This window comes from Thiorhodovibrio frisius, assembly GCF_033954835.1.
GTDB lineage: Bacteria > Pseudomonadota > Gammaproteobacteria > Chromatiales > Chromatiaceae > Thiorhodovibrio > Thiorhodovibrio frisius.
Window position 1 is genome coordinate 4061374 of sequence record NZ_CP121471.1, and the last position, 17386, is coordinate 4078759.

16 protein-coding genes are annotated in these 17386 nt (G+C 63.1%); 13 read left to right on the plus strand and 3 right to left on the minus strand.

Annotation, left to right across the window (positions count from 1 at the left end; all coding sequences use genetic code 11):
• The first annotated feature begins 19 nt into the window (after positions 1 to 19).
• Both Thiofri_RS18435 and Thiofri_RS18440 read left to right on the plus strand, forming a co-directional pair.
• Positions 20 to 1423 carry a MiaB/RimO family radical SAM methylthiotransferase gene (locus Thiofri_RS18435; protein WP_009147416.1) on the plus strand — a complete coding sequence of 468 codons (1404 nt, stop codon included), beginning with the start codon at positions 20 to 22 and terminating at the stop codon, positions 1421 to 1423.
• Between the two features lie 177 nt (positions 1424 to 1600).
• Complete coding sequence (locus tag Thiofri_RS18440; RefSeq protein WP_009147415.1) at positions 1601 to 2047, plus strand: hypothetical protein; 447 nt, start codon at positions 1601 to 1603, stop codon at positions 2045 to 2047.
• A 24-nt stretch (positions 2048 to 2071) separates the two neighbouring features.
• On the opposite strand, the gene mtnA is transcribed toward Thiofri_RS18440, so the two are convergent.
• Positions 2072 to 3142, minus strand: a complete 1071-nt coding sequence (mtnA, locus tag Thiofri_RS18445; RefSeq protein WP_009147414.1) for an S-methyl-5-thioribose-1-phosphate isomerase — start codon at positions 3140 to 3142, stop codon at positions 2072 to 2074.
• 307 nt (positions 3143 to 3449) lie between these two features.
• On the opposite strand from mtnA, the gene Thiofri_RS18450 reads away from it, so the two are divergent.
• The 4 genes from Thiofri_RS18450 (at position 3450) to Thiofri_RS18465 (ending at position 8031) form a co-directional block, all read left to right on the plus strand.
• On the plus strand, positions 3450 to 4766 hold the full coding sequence (locus tag Thiofri_RS18450) for a TRZ/ATZ family hydrolase (protein WP_009147413.1): 1317 nt from the start codon (positions 3450 to 3452) through the stop codon (positions 4764 to 4766).
• A 171-nt stretch (positions 4767 to 4937) separates the two neighbouring features.
• Positions 4938 to 6476, plus strand: a complete 1539-nt coding sequence (locus tag Thiofri_RS18455) for a phytoene desaturase (RefSeq protein ID WP_009147412.1) — start codon at positions 4938 to 4940, stop codon at positions 6474 to 6476.
• Positions 6457 to 7533: a phytoene/squalene synthase family protein gene (locus Thiofri_RS18460; protein ID WP_009147411.1), complete on the plus strand. Its 1077-nt coding sequence runs from the start codon at positions 6457 to 6459 to the stop codon at positions 7531 to 7533. The genes Thiofri_RS18455 and Thiofri_RS18460 overlap by 20 nt, the downstream gene beginning before the upstream one ends.
• Positions 7534 to 7539: 6 nt before the next feature.
• A complete protein-coding gene (locus Thiofri_RS18465; protein ID WP_009147410.1) occupies positions 7540 to 8031 on the plus strand; it encodes a hypothetical protein in 492 nt (163 codons plus the stop codon).
• A 309-nt stretch (positions 8032 to 8340) separates the two neighbouring features.
• Here the strand turns inward: Thiofri_RS18465 and Thiofri_RS18470 are convergent, their stop codons facing one another.
• Positions 8341 to 8625, minus strand: coding sequence for an RNA recognition motif domain-containing protein (locus Thiofri_RS18470; RefSeq protein ID WP_009147409.1), 285 nt, complete (start codon positions 8623 to 8625; stop codon positions 8341 to 8343).
• A 539-nt stretch (positions 8626 to 9164) separates the two neighbouring features.
• Here Thiofri_RS18470 and pyk point away from each other — a divergent pair.
• From pyk to dapB, 3 genes are all read left to right on the plus strand, one after another.
• The gene (pyk, locus tag Thiofri_RS18475; protein ID WP_009147408.1) at positions 9165 to 10613 is read left to right on the plus strand and encodes a pyruvate kinase; all 1449 of its coding nucleotides are present in this window, start codon (positions 9165 to 9167) and stop codon (positions 10611 to 10613) included.
• Positions 10600 to 11481 (plus strand): alpha/beta fold hydrolase, encoded by an 882-nt coding sequence (locus Thiofri_RS18480; protein ID WP_009147407.1) that lies wholly within the window; start codon positions 10600 to 10602, stop codon positions 11479 to 11481. Before pyk ends, Thiofri_RS18480 begins: the two co-directional genes overlap by 14 nt.
• Before the next feature lie 82 nt (positions 11482 to 11563).
• Positions 11564 to 12388, plus strand: coding sequence for a 4-hydroxy-tetrahydrodipicolinate reductase (gene dapB / locus Thiofri_RS18485; protein WP_009147406.1), 825 nt, complete (start codon positions 11564 to 11566; stop codon positions 12386 to 12388).
• Positions 12389 to 12402: 14 nt separating this feature from the next.
• Here dapB and Thiofri_RS18490 read toward each other — a convergent pair whose 3' ends face one another.
• Entirely contained in the window at positions 12403 to 13251 is an 849-nt protein-coding gene (locus Thiofri_RS18490; RefSeq protein WP_223296676.1) for a ComF family protein, read from the minus strand.
• 12 nt (positions 13252 to 13263) lie between these two features.
• On the opposite strand from Thiofri_RS18490, the gene bioB reads away from it, so the two are divergent.
• Genes bioB through bioC form a run of 4 tightly spaced genes read left to right on the plus strand, consistent with a single transcriptional unit; the run spans position 13264 to position 17382 of the window.
• Positions 13264 to 14283 carry a biotin synthase BioB gene (gene bioB, locus Thiofri_RS18495; protein ID WP_040854654.1) on the plus strand — a complete coding sequence of 340 codons (1020 nt, stop codon included), beginning with the start codon at positions 13264 to 13266 and terminating at the stop codon, positions 14281 to 14283.
• Positions 14280 to 15722, plus strand: coding sequence for an aminotransferase class I/II-fold pyridoxal phosphate-dependent enzyme (locus tag Thiofri_RS18500; RefSeq protein WP_009147403.1), 1443 nt, complete (start codon positions 14280 to 14282; stop codon positions 15720 to 15722). Before bioB ends, Thiofri_RS18500 begins: the two co-directional genes overlap by 4 nt.
• Positions 15719 to 16471 (plus strand): pimeloyl-ACP methyl ester esterase BioH, encoded by a 753-nt coding sequence (gene bioH, locus Thiofri_RS18505; protein ID WP_009147402.1) that lies wholly within the window; start codon positions 15719 to 15721, stop codon positions 16469 to 16471. Before Thiofri_RS18500 ends, bioH begins: the two co-directional genes overlap by 4 nt.
• Positions 16472 to 16500: 29 nt before the next feature.
• Positions 16501 to 17382 (plus strand): malonyl-ACP O-methyltransferase BioC, encoded by an 882-nt coding sequence (gene bioC, locus Thiofri_RS18510; protein WP_040855182.1) that lies wholly within the window; start codon positions 16501 to 16503, stop codon positions 17380 to 17382.
• Positions 17383 to 17386: the final 4 nt, after the last annotated feature.

Consider the following 17386-nt stretch of genomic DNA (forward strand, 5'->3'; position numbering starts at 1 on the left):
TCCTTCCCGGCATCTCAAGGTGCACATCCGACTCGAAACACTCGGCTGTCGGCTGAACGAGGCCGAACTCCAGCGCTGGGCGCGGGAGTTCCAGGCACTGGGGCACAGCCCAAGCGCATCCGGTCAGGACACTGATCGGCCTGTCGATCTTGTCGTGGTCAACACCTGCGCAGTTACCCAAGAAGCAGTGCGAAAATCGCGCCAATTGCTGCGCCGGGTGCAGCGGCAAAATCCGCGCGCGCGCCTGATCGTCAGCGGCTGCGCCACCGCACTGGATGAATCCAGCGGAAAACCAACGGGCATTGACCACAGCGGCATCGATCTGCTCATCGCCAATTCCGACAAGGACCGTCTGGTCGAGATCGCCACCCGCGAGTTGGCGTTGCCGGTCATGCCCACCACTGCCCAGACCAGCCAGGCCAATCCGCTGTTTGCGCGTGGTCGCCAGCGGGCTTTTGTCAAAATCCAGGATGGCTGCCGCTACCAGTGCACCTTCTGCATCACAACCATTGCCCGTGGTCCGGAACGCAGCCGGCCCTTGGCGGAGATCGTCGCCGAGGTGCAAGAGGCCGCCACTGAGGGCATCCAAGAGGCCGTGCTGACCGGCGTGCATGCGACCGGCTATGGGGCCGATATCAACAGCCGGCTTGAGGATCTGATCGCTGCCGTCCTGCAAGACACCGACATCCCGCGACTGCGCCTCGGCTCAATCGAGCCCTGGGGCCTGAGCGAGGGTTTCTGGCGCCTGTTCGAGAATCCGCGTCTGGCGCCCCATCTGCATCTGCCGCTGCAAAGCGGCTCTGATCATATCCTGCGGCGCATGGGCCGGCGTTGCGACAGCTCAGCCTACCGCGCACTGATCGCACAGGCGCGCCAATCCATCACCGATTTCAACCCAACCACCGACATCATCCTTGGCTTTCCCGGGGAGAGTGAATCAGACTGGCGGGAGACAATGACCACAGTCGCCGAAATCGGCTTCAGCCATGTCCATATATTTTCCTATTCGCCGCGCCCCGGCACCCGCGCCGCCGAGATGCCAGAGCAGGTACCGGACCAGATCAAGCGCGTCCGCACCGAGCAATTGCACCAGCTTGCAGAAGAGTTAAGAGCCCGGGCCTTCGATGCGCACCTTGGGCGCACCATGCCGGTCCTGCTCGAAAACGGCTTTGCTGGGGCTCGCGGTGATACCCTTTTTGGCTACACGCTCAACTATCTACCAGTGCGTCTTGACATCAGCAGCGCGGCGGGCAGAATCCATCAGGACTGGCTGAATCAGATAGAATCCCTGACCCTAAACAGCATCAGCCAGGACAGCAAAGCGCTGGTCGGCACGCCGCTCGCGGAGTCGGATACAACGGCGACGCGCGCCGATACCCACCAACCGATGGCAGAGCGCGGCCCAGTGGCATCGTCCCCTTGATGCAATTTCCTCACCGGCTTGTTTCGGGCCGGGAGCGCTACCCGACCCAAAACAGAAAACGCATTTGCGACTGCTATATACTCAGACACGCAGACCTAAGCTAGTGCCGCCAGCCCCGCAATGCGTCAGCCTGCGCACTGGTGTAACCGACCAAAAACTCCTGCCGGAGCATACAGGATGAACGACACGCTGAGTAAAATTCGCCGGAAGGCCAGCCAAAGCGGCGAATCTCAGATGATGGAAAAAGAGTCAAAAGACTCGGACGCCGTCAAGCGCGCCAAGGCTGCGGAGCCGCTAATCAAGGCATTTGAGGACATTCAAAACGAATTCGTCAAGATCGATTTGCTCAAGCAAATCTGGCCCACAGACTTCGATCGCCGCAACGACCGCCTAGGCGGACTGGTGGCGGAGGTGATCGGCGGTCCAGAGAATCCCTGCGGCATCAAACTGATGGTCCCGGGTGGCTTCAGGAGCTTTGTGGTCGACTTAGCCGGCGAAGGGGGTATCCGCTATACCTCGGCGCGCGAGCCGCACAGCGGACGCGCCCAGTACATTAACTTCCAAACCGAAGAGCAATGGATGGAGTTTTTCTATAAAACCATGGCCTACATCCTCGAGGTATGACACTAAGCCACCTCCGGCCATAATTCACGAATCACACTCCCCCTCCATCAAGCGCGCAATCTTTTCTCCATCCGGCCGTTCAATCACACCACGCTCGGTCACTATGGCATCGACCAGCGCGGCCGGGGTCACGTCAAACACAGGATTGCGCGCTTCGGCCGCCTGTGGGGCCAACCGCTTGCCGCCGCAGGCGAGCACCTCCGCCGCCGCCCGTTCCTCAATAGGAATGTCCGCACCACTGGCGACCGACAAGTCGATAGTCGAGGTCGGCGCCGCAACCATGAATTTGACCCCAAAATGGCGCGCCAAAATCGCCAGCCCAAAGGTGCCGATTTTGTTGCACACATCGCCATTGGCCGCGATACGGTCCGAACCGACAATGACCCAGCCGATCTCGCCCCCTGCCATCAGGCTGGCGGCGGCCCCGTCGGCCTGCAGGGTGACGGGAATGCCGGATTCCATCAGCTCCCAAGCGGTCAGGCGACTGCCCTGCATCCAGGGGCGAGTCTCATCGGCATAGACCCGGGTGATCTTGCCAGCGGCGTGGGCGCTGCGCACCACCCCAAGCGCGGTGCCATAGCCACCAGTGGCCAGGGCGCCGGCATTGCAATGGGTGACCACGGCGGTGGGGGATGCGATCAAGGCCGCACCAAGCTCGCCAATGCGCTGATTGGCAGCCAGATCCTCGGCATGGATGCGCTTGGCCTCGGCCAGTAGCGCCGGCACCGGGTCGAGATGGTCGAGCGGCGCCATGAAGGCACGCATGCGCTCAATGGCCCAGAAGAGGTTGATCGCCGTCGGACGCGCGGCAGCGAGCCGCTGCAAGTCCTCCTCAATACGCTCGCGCCAGTGATTGCCAGCATCGGCGACGCGCGCCCGCGCCGCAAGTACCACGCCATAGGCCGCCGCCACGCCAATGGCTGGCGCGCCGCGCACCACCATATCGGTGATGGCCTGAGCCGTGTCTTGCACGCTCTCGCAGGCGACAAAGGCTGTCGTTTCAGGCAACAGGCGCTGATCGAGCAAATACAGCCGCTCATCATGCCAGAGGACGGCGTGATCCGGATGAGCGACCAAAGCTTTTGTGGTTTCCATGTTTCCGACCTTTGTGACAAATTAACAGGCTGATCCCAAAGCGCGCCATTGTCGATCCTTTTGTACCAATCGCAAATGGTTTTCGGTTTTGGGCCGGGTGACGGCCACGGGGGGGCTCAGCGGCAAGGATGCCGCCGGGAAGCCTCCCTGAATGCAATGGGGGGAGGTATTCACGGCGCCCCCCGTGGCTGTCACCCGACCCAGAACGAGCCGCAATTTCGAAGGGTTTCGGTATACTGGTGCTTCTCAAGCCCGTCGCTTCTCCGGCAATCATCCCCACCAGTCAAGCAACCCATAAGAGGCCTGAATGGACGTTGAACTTCTCATCCATGCAGACTGGATTTTGCCAGTCGATGCCGAGGACCGAACGCTCGCACAGCACAGCATCGCGATTGAGCGCGGGCGCATCGCGGCGCTACTACCCAGTGCCGAGGCGCACGAGCAGATCCAGGCCAAGACCACCTTAAAGCTCGAGGGCCATGCGCTCATCCCGGGCCTGATCAACGCCCACACCCATGCCCCCATGGCGTTGCTGCGCGGGCTGGCCGACGACCTGCCGCTGATGACCTGGCTGCACGAGCATATCTGGCCAGCCGAGGGACGCTGGGTCGATCCGGACTTTGTCGCTGACGGCACCCGGCTCGCGCTGCTCGAGATGCTACGCGGCGGCATTACCTGCTTTAACGACATGTACTTTTTTCCGGAGGTCACCGCCCGGGTCGCCGCCGAGGCCGGCATGCGCGCGGTGATCGGCATGATTGTGGTCGACTTCCCCACCCGCTATGCCGAGAATCCCGAGCAATATTTCAGTCGCGGCCTGGCGCTGCACGAGCGCTATCGCGACCATCATCTAATCCGCACCGCCTTCGCACCCCATTCGCCCTACGCCGTCTCCGAAGAACCCTTGCGACGCATCGCGACCCTGGCCGAAGAACTGCAAGTGCCGGTGCACATCCACCTGCACGAGACGCGCGATGAGGTCACCCAGTCGCTGCGCGATCATGGCGAGCGCCCCCTCGCGCGACTCGATCATCTGGGCCTGCTAAGCCCGCTGCTGGTCGCCATCCACATGACCCAGCTCAACGATGAGGAAATCGACCGCCTGGCGCAGAGCGGCGCCCAGGTGGTGCATTGTCCTGAGTCTAACCTCAAGCTCGCGAGCGGCTTCTGCCCGGTCACCAAGCTGCTCAAGGCCGGGGTGAATATCGCCCTGGGTACTGACGGGGCCGCCAGCAACAACGATCTGAATCTACTCGGTGAAATGCGCACCGCCGCCCTGCTCGCCAAGGGCGTGGCCCAATCCGCCTCAGCCCTGCCCGCGGCGACCGCGTTACGCATGGCCACTCTCAATGGCGCGCGTGCACTTGGCCTGGATGAAGAAACCGGCTCGCTCGAACCCGGCAAGGCCGCCGACCTGGTGGCGCTGGACTTGCGCGACCCCCACACCCAGCCGCTCTACAACGCCTGCTCGCAGATTGTCTATGCCGCCAGCAGCCATCAGGTGCGCCATGTCTGGATCAGCGGCCAGCAGGTGATTCGCGATGGCAACCCCCTCACGCTCGAGCCCGAACGCGTACTAAACGAGGCCCGCGCCTGGGGCAAGCGCATCGCAGAGGCAGATTAGCGCTGCAACAGCCAGCCACGACTGAAGCCACTTCCAACTGCGGAGTTTCTGAAGCTGCTGAAGATCTAGCCTTGCGCGCTTTTGTGCTGCTATACTGTCAGGACAGATTGACATCTATCCGACTTGACACTTTAATTCATCTTATCTTAAGTGAGCTACGGGAGCAGCACCTTGGCCGACGCCGCACCAGCTTCATCCTCGGCAAAACCTCTGGCCGTGGTCATCGGCAGCGGCTTCGGCGGTCTGGCGGCAGCCATTCGACTGGGTGCGCGCGGATACCATGTCACGGTGCTCGAGAAGCTAGACGCCCCAGGCGGGCGGGCCTATGTGCATCATATCGATGGCTTCTCCTTCGATGCCGGGCCGACCATCATCACCGCCCCTTTCCTGCTTGAGGAACTCTGGCAACTGTGCGGGCGGCGCTTCGAAGACGATATCGACCTGCGCCCGATGGATCCTTTCTATCGGATTCGTTTCGACAACGGCGACACCTTCGACACCAATGGCGACGCCGAGGCCATGCGCGAGCAAGTGCGCCGCTTCTCGCCCGAGGATGTCGAGGGCTACGAGCGCTTTCTTGAGACAAGCAAGAAGATTTTTGATGTTGGGTTCAAGGAACTCGGCCATCTGCCCTTCACCCACTGGACCGACATGGCGCGCATTGCGCCAAAGATGGTCGCGCTGCAAAGCTACCGCAGCGTCTACAGTATGGTCTCAAGCTTCGTCAAGGACGAACGCCTACGCGTGGCGCTGAGCTTCCATCCACTGCTGATCGGCGGCAACCCATTGTCAGTCACCTCGATCTACACGCTCATCTCCTATCTGGAGCGCCACTGGGGCGTGCATTCAGCTATGGGCGGCACCGGCGCTATCGTCGATGGCATGGTGAAACTGATTAATGGCCAGGGCGGCAGCATCCGCTACAACACCGAGGTGGCTGAAATCACCACCGCCAAGAACCAAGGCCCCGGCAAGGGCAAGCCTCGAACCAACGGCGTGCGCCTGACCGATGGTGATTATGTACCGGCCGAGGTGGTGGTGTGCAACGCCGATGTGGCCTGGACCTACCAGCACCTGCTGCCGTCCATCAAGCGCCGCCACTGGACCGACAAGAAACTCAAAAACGCCAAATACTCCAACGGGCTCTTCGTCTGGTACTTCGGCACCAAGCGTCAGTACCCGGAGGTCAAGCACCACAGCATTCTGCTTGGCCCGCGCTATCGCGGTCTGCTCGACGACATTTTCAATCGCAAGGTACTGGCCGAGGACTTCAGCCTCTATCTGCATCGGCCCACCGCAACCGACCCATCCCTGGCGCCCGAGGGTTGTGACACTTTCTACGCCTTGGCTCCCGTGCCCCACTTAGGCGCCGATGTCGACTGGGACGAGCGCACCGAGCCTTTCCGCGCGGCCATTGCCCAGTATCTAGAAAACACCGTGCTGCCTGGCCTGAGCGACGCCATCGCCGTCTCCCGGGTCACCACACCAAAAGATTTCGAACGACGCCTGCTCTCGACTATGGGTGCTGGCTTCAGCCTGGAACCCGTGCTCCTGCAGAGCGCCTGGTTCCGTCCCCACAACCTGAGCGAGGAAGTCGACCGACTGTATTTTGTCGGTGCCGGCACCCATCCCGGCGCCGGTTTGCCGGGTGTCATTTCCTCCGCGCGCGTGCTCGATAGGGTGGTCCCAGATGCCTCTGTTCATTCGTGATTCCAGCTTTGCCGATCCGGCCGATCTGCTTGCCTGCCGCAAACTGCTAAGCAACGGCTCAAAGTCCTTCTACGCCGCGTCCTTCTTCCTGCCCAAGCGGCTGCGCGAGCCTGCCACAGCCCTCTACGCCTTCTGTCGCTTGGCCGACGATGCCATTGACGACAATCCCGAGGACCATCAGGTCGCCCTCGCCGGCCTGCGCGAGCGCCTCGAGCGCGCCTATCGCGGCAACCCGATTGATGATCCCGCCGACCGCGCCTTTGCCGGCGCCATTGAGCGCTTCGACATCCCGCGCGAACTGCCCGAGGCCCTGCTCGAAGGCTTCGAATGGGACGCCGAAGGCCGGGTTTACCAGGATCTGTCCGGCGTTTATGCTTACTCCGCCCGGGTCGCCGCCGCCGTCGGCGGCATGATGGCCGCCATCATGGGGGCGCGTTCGACATCGGAGCTCGCCCGCGCTTGCGACCTCGGCACCGCCATGCAGATCACCAACATCTGCCGCGACGTGGGCGAGGACGCGCGCAACGGTCGCATCTATCTGCCACTCGAGTGGCTGCGCGAAGCCGGTCTTGATCCCGACGCCTGGCTGCAACGCCCAGTCTTCAATGAGGTGATTGGCGACATCGTCAAACGTCTGCTCGACACCGCCGAGACACTCTACCAACGCGCCGAAGCCGGCATCGCCAAGCTACCCACCACCTGTCGGCCGGGTATCTATGCCGCGCGCCTGCTCTATGCCGAGATCGGGCAGGAAATCGCGCGCAATGGCTACGACTCTGTCTCTCAGCGCGCCTTCGTCAGCCCCACGCGCAAGCTGACCCTGCTTGGCCGCGCCATGGCCGTAACGCCTTTACCCATCAAGGCCGTCTGCACCGCCGCCCCCCTGGAAGAAAATCGCTTCCTGGTCGACGCACTCGCCGTCCCCGATCCAGGCGAGGTGGACGGTGCCGTAAGCGCCAAGGTACTTTGGGTGCTAGAACTATTTCAACAACTTGAGGAACGCGAGCGCGCCGCTAATGCCGAATTCGGCCCAACCACTGCGGTTAGCAACGGGTAATACACCATGCCTTCATTCATCGGAATTAGCTTGACACTCATTGGCGCCTTCTTTTTGTTTCAGGCGCTCAAAACTCGCGGTATTGCACTGAAACTGCACGCAGCGAGAGAAAACGCCGACCAAAGCAGCGAAGAAGCGCCCCAGAGCAGCGAGGGCGCTCAATCAGACGAGGATGCTCAATCAGGCGAGGATGGTCTATCAGAACAGGAGTTGTTCATCGCCGCTCGACGCCGCCGCGGCCAAGAGATACAAAGCGTAGCGAGTGGCTGCGCACCTGTGGCGGCTGCGGGCTTTTTTCTGTTGGCGCTTGCCGTGGGCGCCATCGCCATGGTGGCGAAAGGGCCAGGGAGACTGTCCCTTTTCGATGCTCTGAGCATTCCCTTCTTCGCCGGCATGTTTTTAATGAAAACCTACTACAGCTCGCTCCTCGCCCAAGCCGAAAGCACGCCCGAGGCTGCACCCACGGATAGCAAAGGCGACAGCCAGAACGAAAGCTAGGTCTACAAGGCGAATTCATTCGCCATAAGGCCGAACGCTTGGCACATCGCCTTGCAGATCGGCTTTCAGCACCACAGTACGCAGTTAGCGCCTTGGGTTGATCCTTATTTGATAACCCAAGAGCGCAAATCGTCCGCATTTCCCCCATTTGGCCGAAGACCATGGGGAATGATGCGAGCAATCCGTGCGACTATAAGGTCAGATGCCAGGCCCGAGCGTAACCAAGGCCATCCTCAGTCATCCCTGACCGAGGTCTGGCCCAGATCGGGCCGAGTTCTGAAAGGATTTCAGGAACTGGATCGCAAGGATTTACCAGCGCTCTCCACCACCGCCACTGCGGGGGGCCCGCTCAGCCCGGGGCTTGGCCTGATTGACGCGAATCGGGCGACCCTTCAGCGGGGTCTCGTTCAGGGCCTTGATCGCGGCATCCGCCTCGGAATTGTTCGGCATCTCAACAAAGCCGAACCCTTTGGACTGGCCGGTAAATTTGTCGGTGATCAGATTCGCGCTTTCGACATCGCCATAAGCAGCAAAGGCATCGCGCAGTTCGTCCTGGGTCACGCCATAGGCGAGGTTGCCAACGTAAATATTCATCAGTCTCTCTCATCAAAAAGATGTGCATTGCGGAACGGGCGCCTCCGCCCGGCCAATGCACTCACCGGACGAAGATCGGACTGCCAGATGCGCTCGCCGAGGATCGATGATCCGTCTCCTGTCCTGTTGCGCCCCGCGCTCAATAGGTGAAATGCGCAGTCAGTTCCAACGGGCGAAGATCTGATCGCAGGGCGGCGTGGGACCGGCAGCGACCAAGTCTGAGCGAGATCGAAACGGAACAGATTGAGCGGGAGGGGGAATAAGCCAGGCGGGAGGATCGGTCACCGAAATAGCAGCAGGCGGTTCCGGCGCATATTACGCGAAAACCATGCAGGTGCAAAGGGAATCTTTCTGCCTTTGTCAACTCATTCAAACGCGTGACAGCAGTCAAATCTCCTATTGACGCATCGGTCATATCAGGATGGCATGCTATCCCAGATGGCTTGCCAAAATCCCCGAGGTCGCAGAGAAGCTCTCCCGCGAATCCGGCCCTTTTTACCTAGATCTTCACCTACAATCCAATTGGAACACCATCCGTCATGCAGTTTCGTTCTCACAAAACCAAAATCGTTGCCACCATCGGCCCCGCATCGGATCAGCCGGAGGTACTGTGCCAGATGCTCAAAGCCGGGATGAACATCGCCCGGCTTAATTTCTCTCATGGCGACCCCCAATCCCACGCCGAGCGCATTGCGCGCCTGCGCCAGGCCGCGCTAGAAACCGGCCAGCGGCTGGCCATCATGGGCGACCTGCCCGGTCCCAAGATGCGCATCGGCGACCTCGCCGAAGAGCCGGTTGAATTGGTGCGCGACAACCTCTTTACCCTGACCACCGAGGACATTCTCGGTAACGTCGAACGCGCCAGCGTGACCTTCAAGGACCTGCCTGCGGCGGTCAAGCCCGGCGACCGGCTGTTCTTGAACGACGGCTTCATTCTGCTGAAAGTGGTGGAGGTCAGCCCGACCGAAGTGGTCTGCAATGTGCGCGCAGGCGGTGAGTTGCGCTCGCGCAAAGGGCTCAACCTGCCCGGCATTGATCTTGGCATCAGCGCATTCACCGAGGAAGACCACGACTGGCTGCGCTTTGCCGCCGAGCAGGGCGTGGATGCCATCAGCCAATCCTTCGTCGCCAACGCCGAGGATATGCAAGCAGTGCGCGCAGCGGCGGCTGAACTCAACTACCAGCCCTTTCTCATCGCCAAGATCGAACGCGCCGATGCCCTCGACAAACTGGAATCCATTCTGGAGGCCAGCGACGGCATCATGGTGGCACGCGGCGATCTGGGCGTGGAAATCCCCATCGAGAACATCGCCGTCGCCCAAAGGCGCATCACCGAGATCGCCAATATGCGCGGTAAACCGGTCATCACCGCCACCCAGATGCTTGAATCCATGGTGCTGTTCCGCCGCCCGACGCGCGCCGAGGCCACAGATGTAGCCAATGCCATCCTTGGCGGCACCGACTGCGTCATGCTCTCGGCCGAATCGGCCATGGGCCGCTTCCCGGTTGAATCCGTCGCCATGCTCGCAGGCATCGCCGCCGCCACCGAGCCCGAACGCGACAACCGCGCCCTAGCCGCAGCACTGGGCGCCTACGGCAGCGACGGCAGCCTGCGCGCGGTGGATTTGATTGCGCGCAGCGTTTATCACACCGCCGAACGCAGCGCGCCCCAGGTCATCATCACCCCAACCCGCAACGGCAACACCGCGCGCAACATCGCCCGCTTCCGTCTGCCGCATTGGATTGTCGCCTTCAGCCCCCTGCCCGCTACCGCCCAGGCGCTGGAATTCTCCTACGGTATCCAGCCGATTGATGTGCGCGAGGATCGCGCCGAGTGGGGCGAGTTCGTGCGCGCCTGGCTGCGCGACATGGGCATCCTCGATGGCCTGGTATTGCTGACCCAGGGCCCATCGGATGAGCATCCCTGCGGCAACCATCGCCTGGAGCTGATCGAACTCGACCGAGCTACCGCCCATGCCTGCCAGTAACGTCTTATCCTTCCGCAACGCCGATGGCCGGCGCATTGCCTGGCACGAGTTCGGTCAGCCCGACGGCCGCCCGGTGTTTTACTGCCACGGATTCCCCAGTTCCGGGCGCGAAGCCGCGCTGCTGCACCAGCCAGCAACAGCGCTCGGCCTGCGCCTGATCGCCCCGGATCGACCCGGCTACGGCGGCTCCGATGACCAGCCGGGCCTTGAACTGCGCGACTGGCCAACCGATCTTGCCGCACTGGCCGATCATCTGGGCATCGAACGCTTCGCCCTGCTCGGCCTCTCCGGCGGCGGTCCCTATGCCCTTGCCTGCGCCTGGCGACTGCCCGAACGGCTCAGCGCGCGCATCCTGGTCTGCCCACTCGGTCCGGTGTACCTGCAAGAGGTACTCGCCGCCATGCATCGACCGGCCCGCTCCAGCCTGGCCCTGGCCAAACGCTCGCCCTGGCTGGCCCAGCGGCTCTATGGCGGACCAACCCCCTGGCTGCTCGCGCGCTGGCCCGGGCTGGTTGAGCACGTGCGCACCCTGAACCTCCCGTCCAAGGATCTGACCGCATTGTCCGCGGGCGACAATCAAGCCATCTTGAACAGCACCATCGGCGATGCCATGGCCCGGGGCGCGCGCGGAGCCCGACGCGATCTGCATCTCTACACCCACGACTGGCGCATCCCTTGCGACGCCATCCATGCGCCCATCAGCATTTGGCACGGCGAGGCCGACGCCACTGTCCCTCCGGCTCACGCCCGCTGGTATCGCGACCATCTGTCCGGTGCCAATCTCACCACCCTCCCTGATCAGGGGCATTTCTCGCTGCCGATTCATTTTGGCGAGCGAATACTGCGTGGCCTGATCGCGGATGATTGATCGCCTGCACCCCTTGGGGTCAGAATGCGCCTGAATTGAACCCAACTAACCCCGCCTGCCATGACAGGCGCAGGAGCATTTTATGACCGATATTCGCGTGGCCGTCGCCGGAGCAGGCGGTCGCATGGGACGCACCCTGATCCAGGCGGTGCATGACACTCAGGGGCTGTGCGTCGGCGCCGCCACCGAGCTGGCCGGCAGCGGCCTGATCGGCGTCGATGCCGGAGAAGTCGCCGGCATCGGCCCGGTTGGCGCGCCCATTCGACCCGACCTGGATGAAGTCCTGGCCGATTTCGACGTGCTGATCGACTTCACCTCCCCCAAAGCCACCATGCACCATCTGCAGCTGTGTCGTGATGCCGGCTGCCGCATGGTCATAGGCACCACCGGACTGACACCCGATCAGCGCGAAACCCTGAGCGAGGCCAGCCTTGACATCGCCCTGGTGGTGGCCCCCAACATGAGCATCGGCGTCAATTTGTCGCTCAAGCTGCTGGAACTCACCGCCCAAGTCATGGGCGAGGACGCCGACATCGAAATCATCGAGGCGCACCACCGCCACAAGGTCGACGCCCCCTCCGGCACCGCCCTGCGCATGGGCGAGGTCATCGCCAACACTCTGGGGAGAAATCTCGAAGAAGTCGCCGTCTACGGGCGCGAAGGACACACCGGCGCGCGCGACAGCCAGACCATCGGCTTTGCCACCGTCCGCGCGGGCGATGTCGTCGGCGAGCACAGCGTCTGGTTCGCAACCGAAGGCGAGCGCATCGAAATCACCCACAAGGCCAGCAGCCGCATGACCTTTGCCCGCGGGGCCGCCCGCGCCGCGCTCTGGATCAGCGAACGCGAGCGCGGCCTGTTCGACATGCAGGATGTGCTCGGTTTGCGCGAGCGAGCTTCTGGCTGAGCGTCAGACATTAATCAGGGCGTGCGCGCAACCGCCCAAACATCGACACGCTCGGCGCCTGCCTGGCGCAGCACCCGCGCCAGCTCTCCAACCGTGGCGCCGGTGGTGACCACATCGTCGATAATGGCGACATGGCGCGCCATCAATGGCCGTCGCACGCGAAAGGCGTTGCGCACGTTGCTTTGGCGCTCTTCGCGCGCAAGCGTGAGCTGCGGCGGCGTCGCGACCACCCGCTCGACCCCGCTGCGGTCTGCGTCAATCCCCAGCGCGCGGCCTGCGACCCGCGCTACTTCCAGCGACTGGTTGTAACCGCGCTGGCGCAGCCGTGAAGGATGCAGCGGAACCGGCACCAACAGGTCCGGCAATGATGCATCGGGTTGCCAGCGTGCCGCCTCAGCCAGGAGTTGACCGAACAGTCGCCCCAGGTGCAGCCGCTGGCGAAATTTAAAATCGCCAACCAGCCGAGCCACCGCACCCTGATAGCGAAAGAGCGCAATGCATCGATCATAGGCCGGCGGCTGGCGCTGACACTTTCCGCAGACAATGCCATCTGGCGTACCAGCCGGGAGCGGCAGCGCACAGCGCTCGCAACTTGGCGCAACATCCGGCAGGTCCGCCAGACACCCCAGGCACAGATCCAGCTCGCCAAAACCCGCAGCGCCACAGAGCACGCAAGTCGGCGGATAAGCGCTCTCAAACGCCAATCGCAGCAGTTGCCTGCTCAATCGCTGAGCCAGTCGCCGGGCCGCTGTCAACCGCCGAAGGCCATCATGGTTGACAGCCTCGGCAATGGCCTTAAGCTTGTCTGCTTTTGCCCCGAGGCGCGGCCCTTTCTCCGCACCCTGCTCCGGGCGCCTATTCACGGAATTTCCACCATGCCATTGGATCTCGCCCCAGATTCGCACCCGACAGACTTGCGCCATGACTGGTCGCAGCAGGATGCCGAAGCCCTGCTGAGTCAGCCCTTAAATGATCTGCTGTTCGCCGCCCAGCAGGCCCATCGCCAGCATTTCGAGCCCAATCGGGTGCAGGTCAGCACCCTGCTCAGCATCAAAACCGGTGCCTGCCCGGAGGACTGCGGCTACTGCTCCCAGAGCGCCAAACATGACACCGGGCTTGAGCGCGAGCGCCTGCTGTCGCTTGATGAGGTCACCGAGGCCGCGCGCGCGGCAAAGGCCACCGGCGCCACCCGCTTTTGCATGGGGGCAGCCTGGCGCAACCCAAGCGACAGCCATCTTGAGCAGGTCATGGCCATGATCGCGGCGGCGCATGATCTCGGGCTTGAAACCTGCGTCACCCTAGGCATGCTGACCCTCGCCCAGGCACAACGGCTGAAAGACGTTGGGCTGGATTACTACAACCACAACCTGGACACCTCGCCCGAATTTTACGGGCAAGTAATCAGCACCCGCACCTATCAGGAACGGCTCGACACCCTGGAGCATATCCGCGCCGTCGGTCTCAAGACCTGTAGCGGCGGTATTCTCGGCATGGGCGAAGCGCGCGCTGATCGTGCCGGGCTACTGTGCCAGCTTGCCAATCTGCCGGCGCATCCGGAATCCGTGCCCATCAACCTGCTGGTCAAGGTCGAGGGCACGCCACTAGCAGACGCGCCCGCGCTGGACCCCTTTGAATTCGTCCGCACCGTTGCAGCCGCACGAATCATGATGCCGGCCTCCTATGTGCGACTATCCGCCGGACGTGCGACCATGAGCGACGAACTCCAGGCTCTGTGCTACCTGGCTGGCGCCAACTCCATCTTCTATGGCGAGCGCCTGCTGACAACCGAGAACACCGGCGCCAACCGCGATCTCGCCCTCTTTGAGCGCCTGGGCCTTGCGTTTGAAGCCATGCCGCACGAGGGGCGCAACGAGCCCGGCGGCTGCTTTAAATGACTGCCGCAATCCCTGCCGACCCGGAGCCCTCCCATCGGGCTCGCGCGCTCGGCTCGCAACTTGCGGAACTCGCCGACCGCCAACTCTATCGGCGCCGACGGCTGTGCGAAAGCCCCCAGGCTCCGCTGATGGAGGTCGAGGGGCGCACTCTGCTGACCTTTTGCAGCAACGACTACCTCGGCCTGGCCGCCGATGCGCGGGTGATCGAAACCTTTACCCGCGCCGCTGGCGAGTTCGGCGTCGGCAGCGGCGCATCCCATCTGATCAATGGCCATAGCCGCTACCATCACCAGCTTGAGGAAGCCCTGGCCGACTTCACCCAAAGACCGCGGGCGCTGCTCTTTTCCACAGGCTATATGGCCAACCTTGGGGTGATCAGCGCACTGGCAGGGCGCGGCGAGCAGATTCTGTGCGACCGGCTCAATCATGCCTCGCTGATCGACGGCGCGCGCTTGAGTGGCGCGCGTCCACGCCGCTATCGCCATGCGGACCCGGCCGATCTCCAGCGCCTGCTAGCCAGCGCCCGGAGTGACAAAGCCACGGCCATGATAATAAGCGACGGCGTCTTTAGCATGGACGGCGACCTGGCGCCCGTGCCCGAGCTGGCCCGAGCGGCAAAACAGGCAGATGCCTGGCTGCTGATCGATGACGCCCATGGTCTGGGTGTGATCGGAGCGGATGGGCGCGGCACCCTGGCAGAAATCGAGGCGCAGGCCACATCCGCGCGGGATGCGAACGATACCAATCGCAAACTGGTTGTCGGTTTTGGGTCGGGTGACGGCCACGGGGGTCTCGGCGGCAGGACGCCGCCGGGAAGCCTAGAGGGAGGTATTCACGGCGTCCCCCGTGGCCGTCACCCGGCCCAGAACGAGCCGAAATCTCAAAGGGGTTCGGTATATACGCTTGGCGAGCAGCAAGTCCCCATTCTGGTTGGCACCCTGGGCAAAGCCTTCGGCACCTTCGGGGCCTTTGTCGCCGGCAGCGACGCACTGATTGAAACCCTGATTCAGCGCGCGCGCAGCTACATCTACACCACCGCCCTGCCGCCTGCGGTCGCGGCAGCCAGCTTAACATCACTTGAGCTGATGCAGGCCGAGCCCTGGCGTCGGGACCATCTCGGCCAACTGGTGCGTTACTTCCGTCAGGGCGCTGCCGAGCTTGGCCTGCCGCTGATGCCTTCGATCACGCCCATTCAGCCGCTGTTGGCAGGTTCCTCCGCGCGCGCGCTCGACTGGAGCCGCCGGCTTGAGGCGCGGGGGTTGCTGGTGCCCGCCATTCGACCGCCGACCGTCCCGCAAGGCCACGCCCGGCTGCGCATCAGTTTCTCGGCCAGCCACCGGATTGAGGATATCGACCGGCTACTTGAAGCACTGGCAGCACTACCGACAACCGATCACCCAAGCACTGATCACCCCAAGCAGGGAGCACCAGCCACATGAGCCCTGACCCGCTCGTTTTATTGCATGGCTGGGGCATGAACCCGGCCATCTGGTCCAGCTTACCAGACAGCCTGGCCGCCGGGCGCGAGCGCTGTGCGCTCGCCCTGCCCGGCCATGCCGGTGCTCCCTGGCAACCCGACTGGACCAGGCTGCCCGATTGGGCCGATGCCTGTCTTGCGCAGGCGCCCGAGCAGGCGATCTGGCTTGGCTGGTCACTTGGCGGTCTGGTTGCGCTCCAGGCCGCACGCCAAGCATCCAAGCGGGTCAAGGCATTGATTCTAATTAGCAGCACGCCGCGTTTCACCCGGGCCGTTGACTGGCAAGTCGCCATGCCGGAGGAGACGCTGGCACAGTTTCACAGCACCCTGCTCGAGGATACGAACGCTACGCTTCAGCGCTTTCTCACTTTGCAGGTGCGCGGCAGCGATGAGGCGCCAAAATTGCTCAAGCAGCTCCGCCTGGCGCTCAAAACCGCGCCCGTCGCCCAGCCCGAGGCGCTGGGCATCGGGCTAGACTTGCTGCGAGATGAAGACCTCCGCGGCCCGCTGCCAGACATCCGCCAACCCACGCTCTGGTTGTTTGGCGAGCGCGACACCCTGGTGCCAGCCGCCGTGGCCAAGCGCATCACCATCCTGCATCCGCAGGCGCAGGTCGAGTGCCTGCAAGGCGCCGGGCATGCGCCCTTTCTGTCGCATGCCCAGGCCGTGAGTGAGCTGATCCATGGTTTTCTTTCCGAGGTGGTCAGTTGAGCGTGCCACCCAGCCAACAGCAGACGAAGATGTCAACCGGCGCCATCGATAAGAGCGCCGCGCGCCGCTCCTTTGAACGCGCGGCAAGCAGCTATGACGCCGCCGCCCTGTTACAGCGAGAAGTCGGCGCGCGTCTGCTCGAGCGCCTGGACTATGTGCGTCTACAACCCGCCACTGTGTTGGATCTCGGCTGCGGCACCGGCCTGGCACTCAATGACTTGTGCCGACGCTATCGCAACGCCCGCGTCATCGGCCTGGATTTTGCCACCGGCATGCTCACGCGCGCCCGACGCTGCGGCCACTGGCGCAACCGCCCGCGCGCCCTGTGCGCCGACATCGACCGGCTGCCGTTGGCGGACAACTCCGTCGATTTGGTGTTCTCCAACGCGACCCTGCAATGGTCGAACGACCTCAGCGCCTGCTTCAGCGAGCTTTACCGCGTCCTGCGGCCAAAGGGGCTGCTGATGTTCACCACCTTCGGCCCGGACACCCTGATCGAACTGCGCCGCGCCTGGGCCGAGGCCGACGGCGGCGAGCATGTCGTCCCTTTCATGGACATGCACGACATCGGCGACATGCTAGTGCGCACGCGCTTTGCCGACCCCGTGATGGACTGCGAACGTCTGACCCTGACCTATTCAGAGGTCACCGACCTGATGGCCGACATGAAATCTCTCGGCACCCAAAACCGCTTACACAGCCGCCAGCGCGGACTGACCGGCCGCGAGCGACTGCGCCGCATGACCGCCGCCTACGAGCGGCAACGCCAGGATGGTCGCCTACCCTCGACCTGGGAGGTGATCTACGGACAGGCATGGATGGCAGCAGAGAAAGTGCCCGCGCAGCAGCTGACCGACCAGGGCGTCGCCATCCCAGTCAGCGCCATTGGGCGCCGCCCCATGTCTGGATAACAGC